This is a genomic window from Photorhabdus khanii NC19 (assembly GCF_000517265.1).
GTDB lineage: Bacteria > Pseudomonadota > Gammaproteobacteria > Enterobacterales > Enterobacteriaceae > Photorhabdus > Photorhabdus khanii.
In genome coordinates, this window is sequence record NZ_AYSJ01000004.1 from 209535 (window position 1) to 227855 (window position 18321).

Below are 18321 nucleotides of genomic sequence, written 5' to 3' on the forward strand. Positions count from 1 at the left end.
GAAAAATGCAAAGGAGGGGGCATTACCTGCGTGACTTATGAAGATCTTATTCAAGCAAATACGAATGTTGCGCTTGATGAGGGATCGTTACAAATTCGGTCGTCAGAGAAATTAAAAGATCCCGACGCCATCAAGATAGTGCAGTATTTGAATGGTAAGGATTTGCAGTTTTTGAAGGATAATATTACCACTTCTAACAGAGTTGCCGCTGTCGCCTTAGATCCAACTTCATGGCCTGTAATGGTTTTTGGTGCAAAGGCGATGATTCAGGGGGCGAAAGGAAAGGAACAGTTACTTGCAGCAGGCGTCACCAGTGGTGTAAATGCAGCTATTCAATATGGTACGACAAAGGAAGTAAAACTTTCTGATTTGATTGGTGCAGGTATCGTAGGAGCTATCACAGCCGGGAAAGGTTACAACCCCACTGTCATGTGGAATGCGGCAGGTGGTTACTACACGGCCGAAATTAAAGGTGATGATCCTTTCTTGAATGCAATAATAAGTAAAGGCGGAGCCAGTGTAGGATATGCAATCGGTAATACTATCAAGGTTCCATTCAATAAAATTTTTAACCCTGTGTCAAAAGAATATGAATGGCAACCTATAGGTATTTGGACAATTACAAGGCCTGCATCAAAAAGTTCCATTCCTTCTACCATGGGTAATTTAGGAGATTCAGCTGCATCAGGTTTATTTAATAGTGGTGTCGGAAGCGCTATAGAAAATAAGGAGAAACAAGGTGAAAAGAAATAAAGCTAAATCGATCATGGTCATGTTGTATTTATCTTGTTCTTTTTTTCTAGCAGTGTTTCTAATGTGTATAATGTTTCACGTACTTGGTTATTGGGTTGGTGGTGGAAAAGAAATTTTTCATTTCATTAGCGATAATATTGGAATGTATCTAAAAATCAGTACGTCAGGATTTCTGGCAGGTTTTGTGTTTTGGTTATTTGGTATTCGTTAGTTACCCGATAAGAACGATCCCAGCAGTTGAGCTGGGATTTTTTTGTTGTGGAGAATAACTATCTGAGTGTGAATGAGCTGGACAATTTTGCGCACAAGGCCCGAACCAGTGAAGGAGAAAGCTGTAAGCAGGTGATCAAGGAGATGGTTGATACCAATATCCGTAATCAGCAGGAAATGATGGACTCCTGTAACAGCAACCCGAACCAGTGTGCGCAGAAGTATGGTTATCTGGTTGATCAGTGGCCTGTGTTTGAGAGTACCCTCAAAAATATGGACAGGGATGGCACATTGCCGGTTGAGTTCAGAAATTACCTGTCTGCGGTGAATACGCTGGGCCAGGCGGCCACAGGCAAAGTAGGCGAACTCGGCTGGACAAAACGCTTTGAAGCGATGGGCATGAGTAAGGAGACTGCCGCTGCGATGGCAATGACGCTACCTATCATTGTTGAAGGCAGCAAAGGGCCGAAATCATCGCCAACAACAAAAGGGACCACAGGTGCGGTTGTTAATACAGAGAAAGCGGCGCTGGAAAAGATTGGGCAAAACAGTCAAGGCACAACGAATCTGGGTGATAAATCGGCTAATACTGTTTACCATCAGCAGCTTATTAAAAATGCTGAGAAAATATCAACGGCAAAACCAGGACAACAAGTTGCCGCGCCAAGGGATCTGAATGAACAAACTTTCTGGAAACAGGTTGAATCAAATCCGTTACAAGGAAGTAAATTGTTAGGCATGAATAAAGATCCCCGTTTTCCTACAGCAGCTGGTTTTCAGAAAATGGAGGCGAAACATAGGCTCCCTAGTGGACAAACGATAACTATACATTATCAATACAACTCAAATACTGGTAAAACCTATGACATGAAGATTACTACCCCTCAGAGAATCCAACAGGATCCTAAAAAGGTAATAGATTCAATAAAGGATAATGTTAAATGAAAATAAAAGAATCAGATGGCTCTATTGTTGATGTTTTTGCCATATATTGGTTTGGTGATGAAACATATTTTTATGGGTTACCACCAAATTATGGAGGTTTACAGGCATATAAATCTAATGAAGTCTCAGTTATTGATACAACGATAGATTTTAGAACTGTTTTTTTCTCGAATGATGATGCTAAGAGTGTTCATCATTGGGCATTAATAGAAGAACAATTATTGGATGATTTACTTGAGTTAGATGAAACTGCTTATCAACGCTTTTTGGAAATCCTAAAGGCGGAAGATAATATAGAACAGGATTTTTGTTAATTAGACGCCCCGGTCAGTTGAAGTGGCCGGGATCTTCCTTCTTTTAGCCGTCAGCTGTTCTCAACAAGCCAGATAACCAACAGCCCGTGCTCAACGCAGACCCGTACCGGCTGTCCGGTCGCAAACCCGGCCTCTTCCAGCCAGTTGCCTTTAAGGTGCAGGCTGGGATGCTGGCTGTAATAACGGGTCATCCCTGTGCTGCGGTCTTCGTGGCGGGTGCTAAGAAGGCCATGCCCAAAGCACCACTCATGCGGCAGTCAGTGATGGCACGATTCCTATCCGCCATGAGCGTGAACCGACATGCCGGCAATGCGTTAAGCCCTATCTTTGATAAAGAGAAAGAACAGAAACGACTGAGACAGGCACAACTCATTCGGGAAATCAGCGCACAGGTGATTGATATTGCCGGTACTGAAGGGTCTATTATCGCCACCAAAGCTGCTAACGCGAAAATGGCGAATATCAGTGAGCAGGACAAAGCGGACGCCAGAGCGAAACTGGCGAAAACCAGCACTNTCCCCCCAACTGAGGATGACATTAAAAACCAAATTTACAACACGGCTTACAATCAGGCATTGAATGATTCGGGCTTNGGNACCGGNGGNAAATACCAGACCGCNTTACAGGCCGCNACGGCAGCCATTCAGGGACTGGCAGGGGGTAATATTGGTCAGGCACTGGCGGGCGGGGCTTCACCGTATCTGGCCGGGGTGATTAAAGACTTGACCACCGACCCACAAACCGGAAGAGTGGATATTGCCACCAATACGCTAGCCCATGCGATTCTGGGAGCCGTAGTTGCGGAAGCCAGTGGCAACAATGCACTGGCCGGGGCAGCAGGTGCCGCTTCCGGTGAACTGGCGGCTCAGGCACTGGTTAAGCACTTTCATGGAGAAAATGTTAAAGTCAGTGAATTAAGTGAAGAGGAGAAGCAGACTATCAGCACCCTCTCCACTCTGGCTGCCGGGCTGGCAGGCGGGATTGCGGGTGACTCCACCGGCAGTGCCGTTACTGGTGCCCAAGCTGGAAGAATGCGGTAGAAAATAACTCGCTGGTGGGAGATAAAGCCAGAGAGTCGGTGAAAGAAAGTACGGAATACTGGAAGTCGCAAGTCAGGGACAAAATGGGGGAAAACCTTGCATCTCAGCTCACCAACGGCGTCTTAAACGCAGTCAGTGAAGCGGGTGATTTTGTTATGGCCGGAGGGGATACGGTACTTGATGCAGCCATGGCCTTAACGAGCTGCGCAACAGGAGACAGCTACTGTAATCAGGCTATAAGTGATCTAAACAAGAAAGATCAGGCGGCAGGAAAAGCTCTGAGCTCACTGGTAAATGGTGAAACATGGAACGCTATCAAGGATACGGCCACTAAAGCTTCGCAGGGGGATCAGGTAGCGCTGGAGAATCTGGCAGGGGTGCTAACGAGTGTGGTTGTCCCTGCAAAAGGCTTGCCTACCGGAGGGAAAACAGGGGCAATATTTGAACAGAATATAGCAAAAGGAACAACAGGCCAGGCAGAGAAATCACCTGCTGTTAACAAAGGTGACAACTGGAGTGCAGGCGAAGGACAATATAGTCCGAAAAATCAGGGAACGGTCACAGATGTTAAACATCTAAGTAGTAAATTTGATGGGAATTCGTTGCCTTATGCTGAGAAAGAACTAAAAACTTCATCATCAAATGCAACTAGTGCATTAGCAACTAAAGCGCAGCAAGATTTAATAAATGAAATTCACAATTTTCCTTCTAAAACTAAAGCAACAGACATCTCTACAATGATTGGAGCTTATGACCCATTAACAGGAAAAACAGCAGTAGGCTCAAGCAATAAAAAGATAACCAGAGATACTTTACATCCGACGACAGTAGAATATGTAGAGAAGCAGTTAGGGGTAAAAATAGGTGAATTTACTAATTTCTGTAAAAATAAAGCCGGAGCTTGTGCTGAGGTTTCAGCAGCTGATCAGTTAGTGCGGCAAGGAGTAGAACCATCAAGAATTAAGTTTACTCAGGCTCTTAGACCTAGAGATGTATGGCGAAAAAAAGATATACCATCTAAGGCAAAAGTTCCTACTTGTGAAAATTGTGGAGTAGTTTGGAAAGACGGGGTAATTGACAAATGAATACATTAAATACTGATTGGGAACCTGGGTTTGGTTCTGTTTTTACATGGTTTGCTATGGATAAGAAAGGTAAGATAGCGGTAATGATAAACAATGGGTTTGGTGATTTACCTAAGGTATTATTATCTATACATGATGCAGACGAGTTATTAGAGCACCTTAATGAGTATATGTGGGAAGAATCTAGTGTGTTCGTAAATTACCCTGTAGATAAACAAGGTAATACTATTTTAGATATGTATTCTGCATATCAATACAACTGTTTTTCTTCCAGAAATGAAGTAGAAAAATATATACAAGACGATTTCATTGAGTCAGGTAATTATAGTGATACTAATTTATCTATCAATAAAGGATTTCATATATACCAAGCTATAGAAGGTAGTAATCCAGGCCAAGATTATCCTGTAGGTTATGATGGAGAAACCAAAATGGGGGACTATTTTAGGTATCTGATGCCAACAGTTTACGCTTCAATAGACGACTTCCCTAGTGAGCTACGAAGAGGGATTGCTGTATCTGATACTATCGATTTTACGGTTGATCGTGTATTAGATAATGATCTTATCAACATCTATTTCCCGAAAATGTACTCAGAATAAATAATGACTCAGGCTTTGGTACCGGCGGTAAATACCAGACTGCCTTACAGGCCGCGACGGCAGCCATTCAGGGACTGGCAGGGGGTAATATTGGTCAGGCACTGGCGGGCGGGGCTTCACCGTATCTGGCCGGGGTGATTAAAGACTTGACCACCGACCCACAAACCGGAAGAGTGGATGTTGCTACCAATACGCTAGCCCATGCAATTCTGGGAGCCGTAGTTGCGGAAGCCAGTGGCAACAATGCACTGGCCGGGGCAGCAGGTGCGGCTTCCGGTGAACTGGCGGCTCAGGCACTGGTTAAGCACTTTCATGGAGAAAATGTTAAAGTCAGTGAATTAAGTGAAGAGGAGAAGCAGACTATCAGCACCCTCTCCACTCTGGCTGCCGGGCTGGCAGGCGGGATTGCGGGTGACTCCACCGGCAGTGCCGTTACTGGTGCCCAAGCTGGGAAGAATGCGATTGAGAATAACTTTTTGAGCGCTGACCAAATCGATGATTTTGCGGCCAGAGCCAAAGGGTGCGAGGCGCGTGGCGACTGCAATCAGATCGTGAAAGAAATGGAAGATTTGAGTCTGACGCAACGCAATGAGTTGATTGTGACCTGTGCTTCCGATCCTGCGGCTTGTAAAGAAAAATACGGTGAACTCCCCGCCAACAGTATGTTAGTACGTCAGGCGATTGATAAGGCACTGGGTGAAGATATTCCATGGAGCATGAAGAATGATCTGTCTGTTTTGCTGATGCAGCAAATGGATGAATTAGGGATTGTGACCAGTACGGAGTTTGCGCAGAAACTTGAAAAGCAGTACAGTCTGGATAAGCAGCGTGCGGAAATTTTGGCGGGTGCCGCATTAGGGGCTGTAACCGGTGGAATGAGCAACAGAGGGGGTAAGTCTGGTGCCGTCACCGAAGGAAAGAATGTTGTTATCGTAGACTCAGGTAAGAAGAGGGCTTGGAATAAGACGCTGAATAAACCTGAGCCGAATACGGTCTATCATGTTGATGGAAATAAAACATTCCAGACCGATTCACTTGGTCGCACTAGCCTTGCTGAAGGATCTCTGTCTTTGTCCAAGAATGATCGTAATACTTATCAACAGTGTAAAGCCGGTAAATGTGGTAATCCAGGAGATGAAGGTGGTCACTTAATCGCCAGTGTATTTAATGGGCCTGGTGAAAAATTAAACCTTGTGCCAATGGATGGAAACCTGAATAAAGGTGCTTGGAAACAAATGGAAAATACTTGGGCTAGTGCTTTGAAGGAAGGTAAGCAAGTTAATGTTAAAGTTGAACCTGTTTATAAAGGTAATAACGTACGTCCCGAAAGTTTTAGCGTAACGTATTCCATTGATGGAGGTAGGCCAATAGTGAAAGATATTAGCAATATACCTGGAGGCGGGAAGAAATGAAGGAATTAGATACTCTTCATAATAAAATTGGTCAATTGCTTGTTGATGCTGGCCCAGAGGATGCACGGGAAATAATTGTGTGTGCTAGGTTATCTCCAGAAGGTGATACTTGCGAATATGAATATGATTATACAGATAACAAAGGGCATCAAGACTGGTTTGTCCCTGATAAAAACGCTAGCTATGATCTTAGATTATTATTAGTAGAATTGAGGAAATACTACATAGAAAACCATCTCACTAATGGGCTTCCGGCATGGAATGGTTGTTTAGTTAAAGTGGATCTTGAAAAGATGAAGATCAATATAGAATTTAAATACGAAGACTAACCAGAAAGAGATCCCAGCCGAGGTGCTGGGATTTTTCCTTTAGTCGTCAACTGTTCTCAACAAGCCGGATAATCAACAGCCCGTGCTCAATGCTGACCTGCACCGGCTGCCCGGTCATAAAGCCCGCCTCTTCCAGCCAGTTGCCCTTAAGATGCAAACTGGGGTGCTGGCTGTAATAGCGGGTCATGCCAGTGTGGCGGTTGGTGTGACATCGGCTGATATAGCCGATTTTATGTAATATTCCGGTCATCTCACCTTGTCCTTCCCCTCCGATCCATGCACGCTACCGTTTCCTTTCTTTATTTGGAGACTGACACCATGAGCCGTAGCCGATATACCCCGGAGCAAAAACAACACCATGTGACCCAATGGCGGCACAGTGGCCTGACCCGAAAACAGTATTGTGAACAGCATCAGCTGAGTTTTTCCTCTTTCCGCGACTGGATTGCCGACAGTCACAAAATGCGCCAACCTCTCAGCCAGACACGGCCCGCCATCTTGCCGGTTTTACTCCAGCCTGACGACACGCACACCGTCACCCTGCCTACCCCAGACGGTTATGCCGTCGCCTGTCCATTGACGCTGTTGCCTGACGTGATGCGGGTACTGGCCCGATGCTGAAACCGCAACAGCTCTTTCTGGTGCGAGAGCCCGTCGACATGCGCCGGGGCATTGATGCCTTGACCCAACACCTTGAGGGACTGAATTTGCGCTGGCAGGAAGAAGCCGCTTTTGTTTTCTGCAACAAGGCCCGCTCCCGTCTCAAGGTTTTACCCGGCGGGATATTCGGACCGCTCTGCACTGGGGCGATACGCAACTGAAAGTGCATCTGAGAAGGCCATGCCCAAAGCACCACTCATGCGGCAGTCAGTGATGGCACGATTGCTATCCGAAATAAGCACAAACAACAGTGATATTGCCGGTACTGAAGGGTCTATTATCGCCACCAAAGCTGCTAACGCGAAAATGGCGAATATCAGTGAGCAGGACAAAGCGGACGCCAGAGCGAAACTGGCGAAAACCAGCACTTTCCCCCCAACTGAGGATGACATTAAAAACCAAATTTACAACACGGCTTACAATCAGGCATTGAATGATTCGGGCTTCGGCACCGGGGGTAAATACCAGACCGCTTTACAGGCCGCAACGGCAGCCATTCAGGGACTGGCAGGGGGTAATATTGGTCAGGCACTGGCGGGCGGGGCTTCACCGTATCTGGCCGGGGTGATTAAAGACTTGACCACCGACCCACAAACCGGAAGAGTGGATGTTGCCACCAATACGCTAGCCCATGCGATTCTGGGAGCCGTAGTTGCGGAAGCCAGTGGCAACAATGCACTGGCCGGGGCAGCAGGTGCCGCTTCCGGTGAACTGGCGGCTCAGGCACTGGTTAAGCACTTTCATGGAGAAAATGTTAAAGTCAGTGAATTAAGTGAAGAGGAGAAGCAGACTATCAGCACCCTCTCCACTCTGGCTGCCAGGCTAGCCGGTCACCGGAAAAGGGACAACAGGTTCAACAATACTGAATGCTAGTGAAGTTCGTTTATCCCAGAACAGTGTTTCATATAATAAAGTTGATCGTACAACAGGTGAAAAATATACCTACGATGATAGTAAACAGTATGAAAACGAATGGTTGGAAAGGAGAGCCTATTGATGTTGTTAAAATGCCTGATGGAAAAATAACAAGCATGGACAATACTCGTATTAGTGCGGCCAGAGAGGCTGGTATTGAGGTAAAAGCTACAGTACGTAGTTTTGATGAACCTCTAACTCCAGAAATGCAAAAGGCTAGAAATTGGGAACAATATCAAACATGGGGAGAAGCTATCCAAGGTAGGATTAATAATCAGTCTGGTAAATTTAGCGAATTAAATCCTTATGGCGCTGAACAATCACCTAAAATTAGAGGTAAGAAATAATGCCTGAGATATATTTATATGATAGTCCAATATTACCTGTGGGGTTTAAGTTTCCAAAGAAATACATTCTATTGGCAACACAAAACTCCATCATTAATATAGAACCGTGGACTTTCCTTTATGGTGATATGGCTACATCCTTAAGCTATTATGGAGCCATGCTGAACAAATATAAAGATAAGACATTAATCCCATTTGCAATAGCCAGTGATCCGTCAGGGTTATATAACGATGGATATGTAGTTTTAGCCTGCTTTGATGGTGATGATATTAGTGGGGATCCTAAAGTTTATTTTCATGATTACGGTTGTAGATCTCAGGATATAAACTGGGATCAACGGTATAACTTAGAAAATTTTTCTGCATGGTTTAACTTAGCAGAAGAAGAATCAGCCCGTTACAAAGCAGAACAAGCTGATGAATAGTAGTGTTTAATCACAAATAAACTGAAAAGGTACTGTTTTAGCTAGCCAAACTCCATTATCAGCCTGATAAAATTTAAAGCCCTGCTCGTACATCGACAGGGCTTTAATCTTTAATACTATTGGATTACCGTGGCGTTGCCCAACAGCTACGGCTGTAGCCTCATTGCTTGATAAATGTACATATTGGCGTGAGCCGGCCATTAATCCCTGCTCACGAATAGAATCAATAAAACGAGTTGCTGTCCCATGGTATAAAAGCTCAGGAGGGATCTGTTGCTTATAGTTAATATCAACCTGCTGTAATGAATGCCCTTGAACAGCTCGAATGCGTAAACCATCTTCAGAAATCGCAAATCGCTTTTTATCACTTCTTTCAACAACAGATTTTATAAGTGACAGACCTAGTTGTTTTCCTTCTTTCTCTGCACAAACAATCAAAGTGTTAATATCTGCCCATCCTTCATTATCCAGAGTCAGACCAATAACTTCAGGTTGGTGGCGTAAAACATAGCTTAGAAATTTACTGACTTCTACGTATTGTTTACTCATATTAGTCTCAAAAAGACCCCGTCTTATATACCGAGGCGATTATTTTACATTGCTATCTTACTGATAATCAACCAGCCTTTTTCCGTAGTAATGATGACGGATTGCCCGGCCCGGTGATGAATCCTAATTCTTCCAACCAGCGCCCCTTAACGGTGATCTTCGGGTACAAGTTGGGCCTGTCCCGGTTAAGGACTGCGGTAGGAATAGCCGTTACCGGCTACCTGTTTATTCCTTTTAGCGCCTGCCTTTTATTAAGTTTAATCATCATCGGATATCGTTTTTTACGTTTAACTAACGTTAATCATACCCACTTTTTATCTTTACTGATGTTGTTTTTTCGGATAATTAGCCGCTTTTTCAGGGCTTAAATCCTGCCAGATTAACCGTTTTATCCCTTTTTTATTGCGTTATTTTATGGTTTTCTTCGTAAAATAACCGGCGAGAAAGCACTTTAATACTCATCTATTCAGGTAATATTCTTTTACATGCGGATTTCTTTTCAACTCGCTATTAATGGTTTATGATCTTCGATTAAATAAAATTAATTCTCCTTTTGAAAAATTGTATTTATCTGATGGGCAGGCTTTAAGCTATTATTAAAAGTCATTTTTTAACTTATGGTTTTAATCGGTATAAAGCTTTAACCGTTGCTTTTACCCCTTTTAGCGCCTGCTTTTTGTTAAGTTTAACCATCATCGGATATCGTGTTTTACATTTAACGAACGCTAATTATACCTGTTTTTATCTTTACTGACTCTGTTTTTCGATTTTTCTATCTTTTCGGATAATCACCCCCTTTTTCAAAGCTTAAACCCTACCAGATTAACCGTTTTATCCCTTTTTATTGCATTATTTTTATGATTTTCTTCGTAAAATAACTGGCGATAAAACGCTTAAACACCCATCTGTTAGGATAATATTTTTTTACGTGTGGATTTTATTCAACTCTCTATTAATGGTTAATGATTTCCAATTAAATACAATTAACTCTCATTATGAAAAGTTGCATTTATTGAGTTAAATCCGTCCTTAATATAAAAGCTTTAATACCTCTGTATTCGTGCTTTTAAATGATTATGTCAGGTTAGGTAAATATTAAATAACAAAGTTAAGATAAATATTTATAAAGCCACCTCATTTAACAAACTAATAAACATACACTTCTAAACGTCCACACATCTCGACATCCAAAATAAAATTAATATATGCCATTTGGCTATATATGGTTGCTATTCATTCTTTCAGAGAAACATATCTACAGAGTTATCCTTTATAACTATCTGAATATAACGGATTATCTGGAGATGATATGACCACGTCACGCTCTGTTCTCGATATGATTGGCAATACCCCATTGCTGGAGTTAACGCATCTGAATACTGGTCAGTGTCAATTATTTATTAAGTTGGAGAATCAAAACCCCGGTGGCTCTATTAAAGATCGCGTCGCTCTTTCAATGATCGAGCAGGCAGAAAAACAGGGGCTGCTTCAACCCGGAGGGACGATTATCGAAGCCACTGCCGGCAATACCGGTATCGGGTTAGCCCTGGTCGCCTCCCTGAAAGGTTATAAGCTGATTCTGGTCGTTCCAGATAAGATGAGCCGGGAGAAGGTGTTTCACCTGCGTGCACTAGGTACCGATGTGCGTCTGACCCGTTCCGATGTCAGCAAAGGCCATCCAGAATATTATCAGGATTATGCCCTGCGTCTGGCTCAAGAAATTCCCGGCGCTTATTATATCGATCAGTTCAATAATCCGGCTAACTCAGCAGCTCACACCGCCACTACCGGCCCGGAGATCTGGCAGCAAATGGATCACAACGTTGATGCCGTGGTGATCGGTGTCGGTTCCGGCGGTACGCTGGGCGGTCTGAGCAATTATTTTGCTCAAGTCTCACCAGAAACCGAGTTTGTACTGGCCGATCCAAACGGTTCTATCCTAGTGGACTATATCGAACACGGTAAATATGGCGAAGCCGGGAGCTGGCAAGTGGAAGGTATCGGCGAAGATTTTGTTCCTCCTCTGGGCGATTTTAGCCGGGTGCACCACGCATATCGCGTCAATGATGCAGAAGCGTTCTCCAGTGCACGTGATCTGCTGTTAAAGGAAGGTGTACTGGCCGGTTCTTCTAGTGGCACTCTATTAGCCGCCGCACTGCGCTATTGCCGTTCGCAAACCACACCGAAACGCGTGGTTACACTAGCCTGTGATAGCGGGAACAAGTACCTGTCAAAGATGTTTAACGATTACTGGATGCTGGAACAAGGGTTCCAGTCACGTGTGCTACAGCACGATCTGAGCGACTATATCACCTACCGCTATCAGGATGGCGCTACGGTTTTTGTGTCGCCGGAAGATACATTGAAAACCGCTCATACCCGAATGCGCCTGTATGAGATTTCTCAGTTGCCAGTGCTGAAAGATGAACAGGTGGCAGGCATTATTGATGAGTGGGATTTGATGCACACAGTACAGGCTAATCCACACAATTTTACTCTCCCCGTTAGCCACGCGATGACTCATCAAGTGAAGACGCTGGATAAAAACGCTTCTTTGCAACAATTGATGGCAACTTTCGATGCCGGACATGTCGCGCTGATCGTCGATAATGGCTGTTTCCTCGGGCTGGTGACTCGTACAGATGTGCTGAACGCATGGCGTCAGCAACTTAATTGATCTTTTTGCAGGAATAATTCTATGACCAAGTTTGATACCAAAACTGTTCACGCCGGCTATACACCTGATCACACCGGCGCAGTAATGCCGGCGATTTATGCAACTTCAACTTATGCCCAGTCAGCTCCCGGCCAGCACACTGGTTATGAATATTCCCGCAGTGGCAACCCGACGCGTGATGCGCTGGAAAGCGCGATAGCCGAACTGGAAAACGGCAGCCGGGGATATGCGTTCAGTTCAGGTCTGGCTGCCAGTTCTACGGTGCTGGAGCTGCTGGATAAAGACAGCCATTTGGTAGCAGTAGATGATCTGTACGGTGGTACCTATCGGCTGCTAGAAAAAGTACGCAGCCGTAGCGCCGGTTTGCGTGTCACTTATGTTGAAGCGCATGATATTGCCGGTCTCGAAGCCGCAATTCGTCCCGATACAAAAATGATCTGGGTGGAAACACCCACTAATCCACTGCTAAAACTGGCCGATCTGGCTGCTATCGCGCAAATAGCACAACGACACGGTATCATCAGCGTGGCAGATAATACTTTCGCCTCCCCGTATATTCAGCGCCCGCTTGATCTGGGATTTGATATCGTGGTGCACTCAGCGACTAAGTATCTTAATGGTCATTCCGATGTCATCGCCGGGCTGGCCGTCGTCGGCAAGGATGCAGACCTGGCAGAAAAACTCAGTTTTCTGCAAAACTCGGTGGGTGGCGTGCTCGATCCATTTAGCAGTTTCCTGGTACTACGTGGAATGCGTACGCTTGCTCTGCGAATGCAGCGTCACATCGACAGTGCGGAAAAGATCGCACACTGGTTGACGCAACAACCACAGATCGAAACTGTTTTTTATCCCGGTCTCCCTTCTCATCCGCAGCATGAGCTGGCTAAGCGCCAGATGAAGGGCTTTGGCGGTATGATTTCTGTTCATTTAAAAGGTGATGACGATTATGCCCGTCGGCTGATTCAAGAGTTGAAATTATTTACACTGGCGGAAAGTCTGGGCGGAGTGGAAAGCTTGATAGGCCAGCCATTTAGTATGACTCACGCTTCTATTCCGTTAGAGAAGCGTCTGGCTTCCGGGATTACTCCACAGTTAGTGAGGATTTCAGTGGGTATAGAAGATGCGGAGGATCTCATCGCAGATTTGGCTCAGGCGTTAGAAAAAGCAGCGCAATAAAAGAGAGAAACGCCAGTCAGCCGCTTAACTGACTGGCATTAGCTAAAAACCGTTCTTTATTATGCAACTGAAAATAAAGAGCAGAGGGTTATTTATCACCCAACAGCACAGATTCCAGCGCGATTTCAATCATTTCGTTAAATGTCGTCTGACGCTCTTCTGCAATAACATGTTCACCTGTACGAATATGATCAGAAACGGTACAGATAGTCAGTGCTTTTGCGCCATATTCAGCTGCAACACTGTAGATACCTGCCGCTTCCATTTCTACACCCAAAATACCGTACTTTTCCATTACATCGTACATTTGTGTATCGGGTGTATAGAACAGTTCAATGGAGAAAATGTTGCCTACATGCGCTTTAATGTTTTTTGCTTTAGCGGCATCAACCGCATTACGGACCAGATCGAAATCAGCAATCGCGGCAAAGTCATGATCTTTAAAACGTATGCGGTTAACTTTGGAGTCAGTACATGCACCCATGCCAATCACCACATCACGCAATTTAATGTCGTGACGTACCGAACCACAGGAACCCACACGGATAAGGACTTTAACGCCAAAATCGGCGATCAATTCTTTCGCATAGATAGAGCAGGATGGGATACCCATACCGTGTCCCATCACGGAAATCGGACGGCCTTTATAAGTCCCGGTGAAACCCAGCATACCGCGAACATTATTTACCTGCCGAACATCTTGCAGAAAAGTTTCAGCAATGTATTTTGCACGTAATGGATCGCCAGGCATCAGAACAACATCTGCAAAATCGCCCATCTCGGCATTAATATGGGGAGTGGCCATAATTAAATTCCTTGTTTCTTATTTACTGGTTATTTTGGTGGTATTTGGCTGCCCGCAAGCAGCCAGTAATCGGGATTAGAACATGGGTTTGCCGTATTCCATTGGCGACAGATCAAAATATTTAGCCACTGTCTGTCCAATATCAGCAAAAGTTTCGCGGTGCCCCAGTGAACCGGGTTTCACTTTTGGTCCATAAATCAGAACCGGAATATGCTCACGAGTATGGTCAGTACCAGGCCATGTTGGGTCACAACCGTGGTCTGCGGTCAGGATCAGAATGTCATCCTCTTTCACCCGTTTCAACATTTCAGGCAAACGTCGGTCAAACAGCTCCAATGCAGCAGCATAACCCGGAACGTCACGGCGATGACCGTAAGCAGAGTCGAAATCGACAAAGTTAGTGAAGACGATGGTGTTGTCACCCGCTTTTTCCATCTCAACCAGAGTTGCGTCAAACAGTGCATCAATACCGGTCGCTTTCACTTTTTGCGTGATACCGACGTTTGCGTAAATATCTGCGATCTTGCCGATAGAAACGACTTCGCCGTTTTTCTCATCAACCAATTTTTTCAGTATCGTTGGAGCCGGTGGCTCTACAGCCAAATCATGACGATTACCGGTACGCTGGAAATGACCTGCTTTTTCACCAACAAATGGGCGGGCAATAACGCGACCGATATTATAATCACCGTCAGTCAGCTCTTCACGGGCGATTTCGCACAGTTCGTACAGGCGATCCAAACCGAAAGTCTCTTCGTGGCAAGCAATCTGGAATACCGAGTCAGCAGAGGTATAGAAAATCGGTTTACCGGTTTTCATATGCTCTTCACCCAGTTTATCCAGAATGACCGTACCGGAAGAGTGGCAGTTACCCAGATAACCCGGCAGGTTTGCGCGCGCTACCAGTTTATCCAACAATTCCTGTGGGAAGCTGTTTTCTTCATCTTTGAAGTAACCCCAGTCAAACAGAACCGGTACACCGGCAATTTCCCAGTGACCTGATGGTGTGTCTTTACCGGAAGAGAGTTCGCTGGCATAAGCGTAAGCTCCGATGATGTCTGCATTTTTATCCAGACCTACAGGGAAAGTTCCACAAGATTCCTCCGCCGCTTTACCCAAACCTAAACGGCTTAAATTCGGCAAGTTCAGAGGCCCTTTACGGCCAACATCAGCATCACCACGGGTGCAGACTTCTGCAATGTGTCCCAAAGTGTTAGATCCTTTATCACCAAATTTTTCGGCATCTTCACTGGCACCAATGCCAAAAGAATCCAATACCATGATGAATGTACGTTTCATAATTTTCTCCTGCGTCAAGTCACGCTAACAATGCGGAAATGCCACCGTTATCTAATAATAAGTATGGTTATTACTCGCTGATTTGGCGATAAACCATTGGTGTGGCTGGTTTGGCTTCTATGCCCAAAATGATAGCTTTACGTACTGCCTCCGCCGCTTCCTGCCATTCGTTTTCATTGTTGGCATGAATAATAGCTAAGGGAGTATCTGCATTCACTTCTGAACCCAGAGCAACGATATTACTCAGCCCCACACTGTAATCTATAAGATCTGCTGCCTTACGGCGCCCCCCACCAAGGGAAACCACAGACATGCCCAAAGCGCGGGTGTCCATGTCTGTGATAAATCCATGCTGTTCAGCCAATACAGGTTGGCTGAAAACAGCGGTTGGCAAATAACGGTCATAACGCTCAACAAAATCAACCGGGCCTTTTTGTGCAGCGACCATGCGACCAAAGATTTCTGCTGCTTTGCCGTTATCTAATACAGACTGGAGTTTATTGCGGGCGTCTTCACGGTTTGTTGCCAGATTACCGGATACCAGCATTTCAACACCCAGTGCCATTGTAACTTCGAGTAAACGTGGATTACGATATTCACCCGTTAAAAAACGAACGGCCTCACGAACTTCAAGTGCGTTACCCGCACTGGACGCCAGAACTTGATTCATATCCGTCAACAGCGCAGTCGTTTTACAACCCGCGCCGTTAGCTACGCTAACAATAGATTCCGCCAGTTGTTCCGATTCTTTATAAGTTGGCATAAATGCACCAGAGCCAACTTTGACATCCATCACCAATGCATCCAAACCTTCAGCCAGTTTTTTGCCGAGGATAGACGCGGTGATCAAGGGGATAGAATCCACCGTCGCGGTAATATCCCGAGTTGCATAGAAGCGTTTGTCTGCCGGTGCCAGCAAATTGGTCTGGCCGATAATCGCTACGCCAACGTCCTGAATAATGTCACGCAAGCGCCTGTCATCAGGAAAAATATCAAATCCTGGGATCGCTTCCAGTTTGTCCAGCGTACCACCAGTATGACCCAGACCACGGCCAGAGATCATCGGAACATAACCACCACAAGCCGCCACCATTGGGCCAAGCATCAAGGATGTGACATCACCGACACCGCCGGTTGAATGTTTATCCACCATCGGGCCATTCAGATTCAGGCTTTGCCAGTTCAACACCGTACCGGAATCACGCATAGCCAGAGTCAGAGCCACCCGCTCTCCCATCATCATATCGTGGAAGTAAATGGTCATCGCCAGCGCAGCAATCTGCCCTTCAGAAACGGTATTGTCACGCACGCCATTGATGAAGAAGCGGATCTCTTCTTCACTCAGTGGATGCCCATCACGCTTTTTACGGATAATTTCCTGTGCCAGAAACAAAGCATTCTCCTCATCATGATTAAAATCGGGAAAGATTCAGCCATTACGCACTCACTGGTAGGTGCATGATTATCAGTAATTGCTGCTTTGTTTTTGCCCCTGATGGCCCAAAGTGTTCAGCAAACTTCCCAACAAACTGGAAGCACCAAAACGGAAATGACGGGCATCAGCCCATTTATCACCCATAATGCGATCAGCTAATGCCAGATATTGTGCTGCTTCTTCAGCGGTACGCACGCCACCCGCCGGTTTGAAGCCAACGGTTTCACCCACCCCCATCTCATGAATAACCTTAATCATGATTTCAGCACTTGCCAGTGTGGCGTTAACGGGTACTTTGCCGGTGGAAGTTTTGATAAAATCGGTGCCTGCTTTAATTGAAATTTCAGCCGCCTTCCGGATCAGAGATTCTTCTTTCAGTTCACCTGTTTCGATAATGACTTTTAGCAAAACACCCGCTTGCGCGCAGGCTTCTTTACATGCTTTCACCATATCAAAACCAATTTGTTCATTACCGGCCATCAATGCGCGGTATGGGAAAACCACGTCAACATCATCAGCACCATAAGCAATCGCCGCGCGGGTTTCAGCTACAGCGATCTCAATATCGTCATTACCGTGTGGGAAGTTTGTCACTGTTGCAATACGGATTTCAGGGGTGCCCTGTTCACACAAGACTTTACGTGCCAGAGGAATAAAACGCGGGTAGATACAGATAGCCGCCGTGTTACCCGCCGGGCTTTTCGCCTGATGACAAAGTGCCGTCACTTTTTCATCTGTATCATCATCATTCAGTGTCGTTAAATCCATCAAACTCAGCGCACGCTGCGCTGCTGCGGTTAAATCGGTCATAAAACTCTCCAACGTTATTATCGCGGCCGGCTTTACGCCTAAACCACACATTTTTTAAGCGATTGTTTGTTGGCGAGCGGACTTGGTTCCTTGAAGATGTAACCATGGTATACCCACAGCGACAGTTGAACTCCTTTTCACCACACTATGCTCTCTTCAGTTTATGGTCCTTAATGCGAGCTTCGCCTTTATTCATACAATATTGGCATACTATTATTTGAACATTTAAACGTTCAAATAATCGAGCTAAACATCACACTAATACAATGTAATTTGCAAGATAATAATTTCATATGTGACACGAATCACATTAAAACAGATTTGCCCTCTGATTTATCTGCAAATTGAACCTTCTTACCAACAGATGATACACGATAAAAAATATAACTCACTCCCAGACAAAAATTTTGGATATGGAAACATGTTTTTTCATTATTAATTCAGCCGAACTGTACTTTCTTCATTCTATATCCAGATTTTTTATTGAGTTTTTTGATTAAAAAATAACACAATTGATCCTTTTTCAATCATTT

21 protein-coding genes and 3 pseudogenes are annotated in these 18321 nt (G+C 45.0%); 16 read left to right on the plus strand and 8 right to left on the minus strand.

Going from position 1 to position 18321, the window contains the following annotated elements:
- Positions 1-30 precede the first annotated feature (30 nt).
- The 4 genes from PTE_RS26340 to PTE_RS05335 are packed head-to-tail and all read left to right on the plus strand — an operon-like array spanning position 31 to position 2222.
- Positions 31-753, plus strand: coding sequence for a hypothetical protein (locus PTE_RS26340; RefSeq protein ID WP_241826101.1), 723 nt, complete (start codon positions 31-33; stop codon positions 751-753).
- A complete protein-coding gene (locus PTE_RS05320; RefSeq protein WP_036843884.1) occupies positions 740-964 on the plus strand; it encodes a hypothetical protein in 225 nt (74 codons plus the stop codon). Before PTE_RS26340 ends, PTE_RS05320 begins: the two co-directional genes overlap by 14 nt.
- 47 nt (positions 965-1011) lie before the next feature.
- A complete protein-coding gene (locus PTE_RS23390; RefSeq protein WP_070974743.1) occupies positions 1012-1908 on the plus strand; it encodes a hypothetical protein in 897 nt (298 codons plus the stop codon).
- A complete protein-coding gene (locus PTE_RS05335) occupies positions 1905-2222 on the plus strand; it encodes a hypothetical protein (RefSeq protein ID WP_036843885.1) in 318 nt (105 codons plus the stop codon). The genes PTE_RS23390 and PTE_RS05335 overlap by 4 nt, the downstream gene beginning before the upstream one ends.
- A gap of 50 nt (positions 2223-2272) precedes the next feature.
- Here PTE_RS05335 and PTE_RS05340 read toward each other — a convergent pair.
- Positions 2273-2452, minus strand: a pseudogene (locus PTE_RS05340) (SymE family type I addiction module toxin); the annotation flags it as partial.
- Between PTE_RS05340 and PTE_RS25595 the strand changes: the two are divergent.
- The 5 genes and pseudogenes from PTE_RS25595 to PTE_RS05360 all read left to right on the plus strand — a co-directional run.
- Positions 2446-3276: pseudogene (locus PTE_RS25595) on the plus strand (VENN motif pre-toxin domain-containing protein); the annotation flags it as partial. The pseudogenes PTE_RS05340 and PTE_RS25595 sit on opposite strands and share 7 nt — an antisense overlap.
- 24 nt (positions 3277-3300) lie before the next feature.
- Entirely contained in the window at positions 3301-4347 is a 1047-nt protein-coding gene (locus PTE_RS26345; RefSeq protein ID WP_245218999.1) for a hypothetical protein, read from the plus strand.
- A complete protein-coding gene (locus PTE_RS05350; protein WP_036843886.1) occupies positions 4344-4949 on the plus strand; it encodes a hypothetical protein in 606 nt (201 codons plus the stop codon). The genes PTE_RS26345 and PTE_RS05350 overlap by 4 nt, the downstream gene beginning before the upstream one ends.
- 2 nt (positions 4950-4951) lie before the next feature.
- Positions 4952-6361 (plus strand): annotated as a pseudogene (locus tag PTE_RS24415) (DNA/RNA non-specific endonuclease); the annotation flags it as partial.
- Positions 6358-6690: a hypothetical protein gene (locus PTE_RS05360; RefSeq protein WP_036843887.1), complete on the plus strand. Its 333-nt coding sequence runs from the start codon at positions 6358-6360 to the stop codon at positions 6688-6690. The pseudogene PTE_RS24415 and the gene PTE_RS05360, both read left to right, overlap by 4 nt.
- A 46-nt stretch (positions 6691-6736) precedes the next feature.
- On the opposite strand, the gene PTE_RS05365 is transcribed toward PTE_RS05360, so the two are convergent.
- Positions 6737-6940, minus strand: coding sequence for a SymE family type I addiction module toxin (locus PTE_RS05365; RefSeq protein ID WP_036843888.1), 204 nt, complete (start codon positions 6938-6940; stop codon positions 6737-6739).
- A gap of 68 nt (positions 6941-7008) precedes the next feature.
- On the opposite strand from PTE_RS05365, the gene tnpA reads away from it, so the two are divergent.
- The 5 genes from tnpA (at position 7009) to PTE_RS05390 (ending at position 9037) form a co-directional block, all read left to right on the plus strand.
- Complete coding sequence (tnpA, locus tag PTE_RS05370; RefSeq protein WP_036843889.1) at positions 7009-7311, plus strand: IS66 family insertion sequence element accessory protein TnpA; 303 nt, start codon at positions 7009-7011, stop codon at positions 7309-7311.
- Positions 7305-7511: an IS66 family insertion sequence element accessory protein TnpB gene (gene tnpB / locus PTE_RS05375; RefSeq protein ID WP_422615313.1), complete on the plus strand. Its 207-nt coding sequence runs from the start codon at positions 7305-7307 to the stop codon at positions 7509-7511. The genes tnpA and tnpB overlap by 7 nt, the downstream gene beginning before the upstream one ends.
- Before the next feature lie 19 nt (positions 7512-7530).
- Positions 7531-8223, plus strand: coding sequence for a VENN motif pre-toxin domain-containing protein (locus tag PTE_RS05380; RefSeq protein ID WP_051477194.1), 693 nt, complete (start codon positions 7531-7533; stop codon positions 8221-8223).
- An 89-nt stretch (positions 8224-8312) separates the two neighbouring features.
- Positions 8313-8612, plus strand: coding sequence for a hypothetical protein (locus PTE_RS05385; protein ID WP_036843891.1), 300 nt, complete (start codon positions 8313-8315; stop codon positions 8610-8612).
- Positions 8612-9037, plus strand: a complete 426-nt coding sequence (locus PTE_RS05390) for a hypothetical protein (RefSeq protein ID WP_036843892.1) — start codon at positions 8612-8614, stop codon at positions 9035-9037. The genes PTE_RS05385 and PTE_RS05390 overlap by 1 nt, the downstream gene beginning before the upstream one ends.
- Before the next feature lie 6 nt (positions 9038-9043).
- Here PTE_RS05390 and PTE_RS05395 read toward each other — a convergent pair whose 3' ends face one another.
- Both PTE_RS05395 and PTE_RS26960 read right to left on the minus strand, forming a co-directional pair.
- Positions 9044-9586 carry an RNA 2'-phosphotransferase gene (locus PTE_RS05395; RefSeq protein WP_036843893.1) on the minus strand — a complete coding sequence of 181 codons (543 nt, stop codon included), beginning with the start codon at positions 9584-9586 and terminating at the stop codon, positions 9044-9046.
- Positions 9587-9653: 67 nt separating this feature from the next.
- Positions 9654-9791 carry a SymE family type I addiction module toxin gene (locus tag PTE_RS26960; protein ID WP_422615314.1) on the minus strand — a complete coding sequence of 46 codons (138 nt, stop codon included), beginning with the start codon at positions 9789-9791 and terminating at the stop codon, positions 9654-9656.
- A gap of 1104 nt (positions 9792-10895) precedes the next feature.
- Between PTE_RS26960 and PTE_RS05400 the strand changes: the two genes are divergently transcribed.
- The gene (locus tag PTE_RS05400) at positions 10896-12263 is read left to right on the plus strand and encodes a pyridoxal-phosphate dependent enzyme (protein ID WP_036843894.1); all 1368 of its coding nucleotides are present in this window, start codon (positions 10896-10898) and stop codon (positions 12261-12263) included.
- Between the two features lie 21 nt (positions 12264-12284).
- Entirely contained in the window at positions 12285-13439 is a 1155-nt protein-coding gene (locus PTE_RS05405) for a trans-sulfuration enzyme family protein (RefSeq protein ID WP_036843896.1), read from the plus strand.
- Positions 13440-13527: 88 nt separating this feature from the next.
- Here the strand turns inward: PTE_RS05405 and deoD are convergent, their stop codons facing one another.
- From deoD to deoC, 4 genes are all read right to left on the minus strand, one after another.
- A complete protein-coding gene (gene deoD, locus PTE_RS05410) occupies positions 13528-14244 on the minus strand; it encodes a purine-nucleoside phosphorylase (protein ID WP_036843897.1) in 717 nt (238 codons plus the stop codon).
- A gap of 75 nt (positions 14245-14319) precedes the next feature.
- Positions 14320-15543, minus strand: a complete 1224-nt coding sequence (gene deoB, locus PTE_RS05415; RefSeq protein ID WP_036843898.1) for a phosphopentomutase — start codon at positions 15541-15543, stop codon at positions 14320-14322.
- A gap of 70 nt (positions 15544-15613) precedes the next feature.
- Positions 15614-16936, minus strand: a complete 1323-nt coding sequence (gene deoA, locus PTE_RS05420) for a thymidine phosphorylase (protein WP_036843899.1) — start codon at positions 16934-16936, stop codon at positions 15614-15616.
- A gap of 72 nt (positions 16937-17008) precedes the next feature.
- On the minus strand, positions 17009-17788 hold the full coding sequence (gene deoC, locus PTE_RS05425; protein ID WP_036843900.1) for a deoxyribose-phosphate aldolase: 780 nt from the start codon (positions 17786-17788) through the stop codon (positions 17009-17011).
- Positions 17789-18321: the final 533 nt, after the last annotated feature.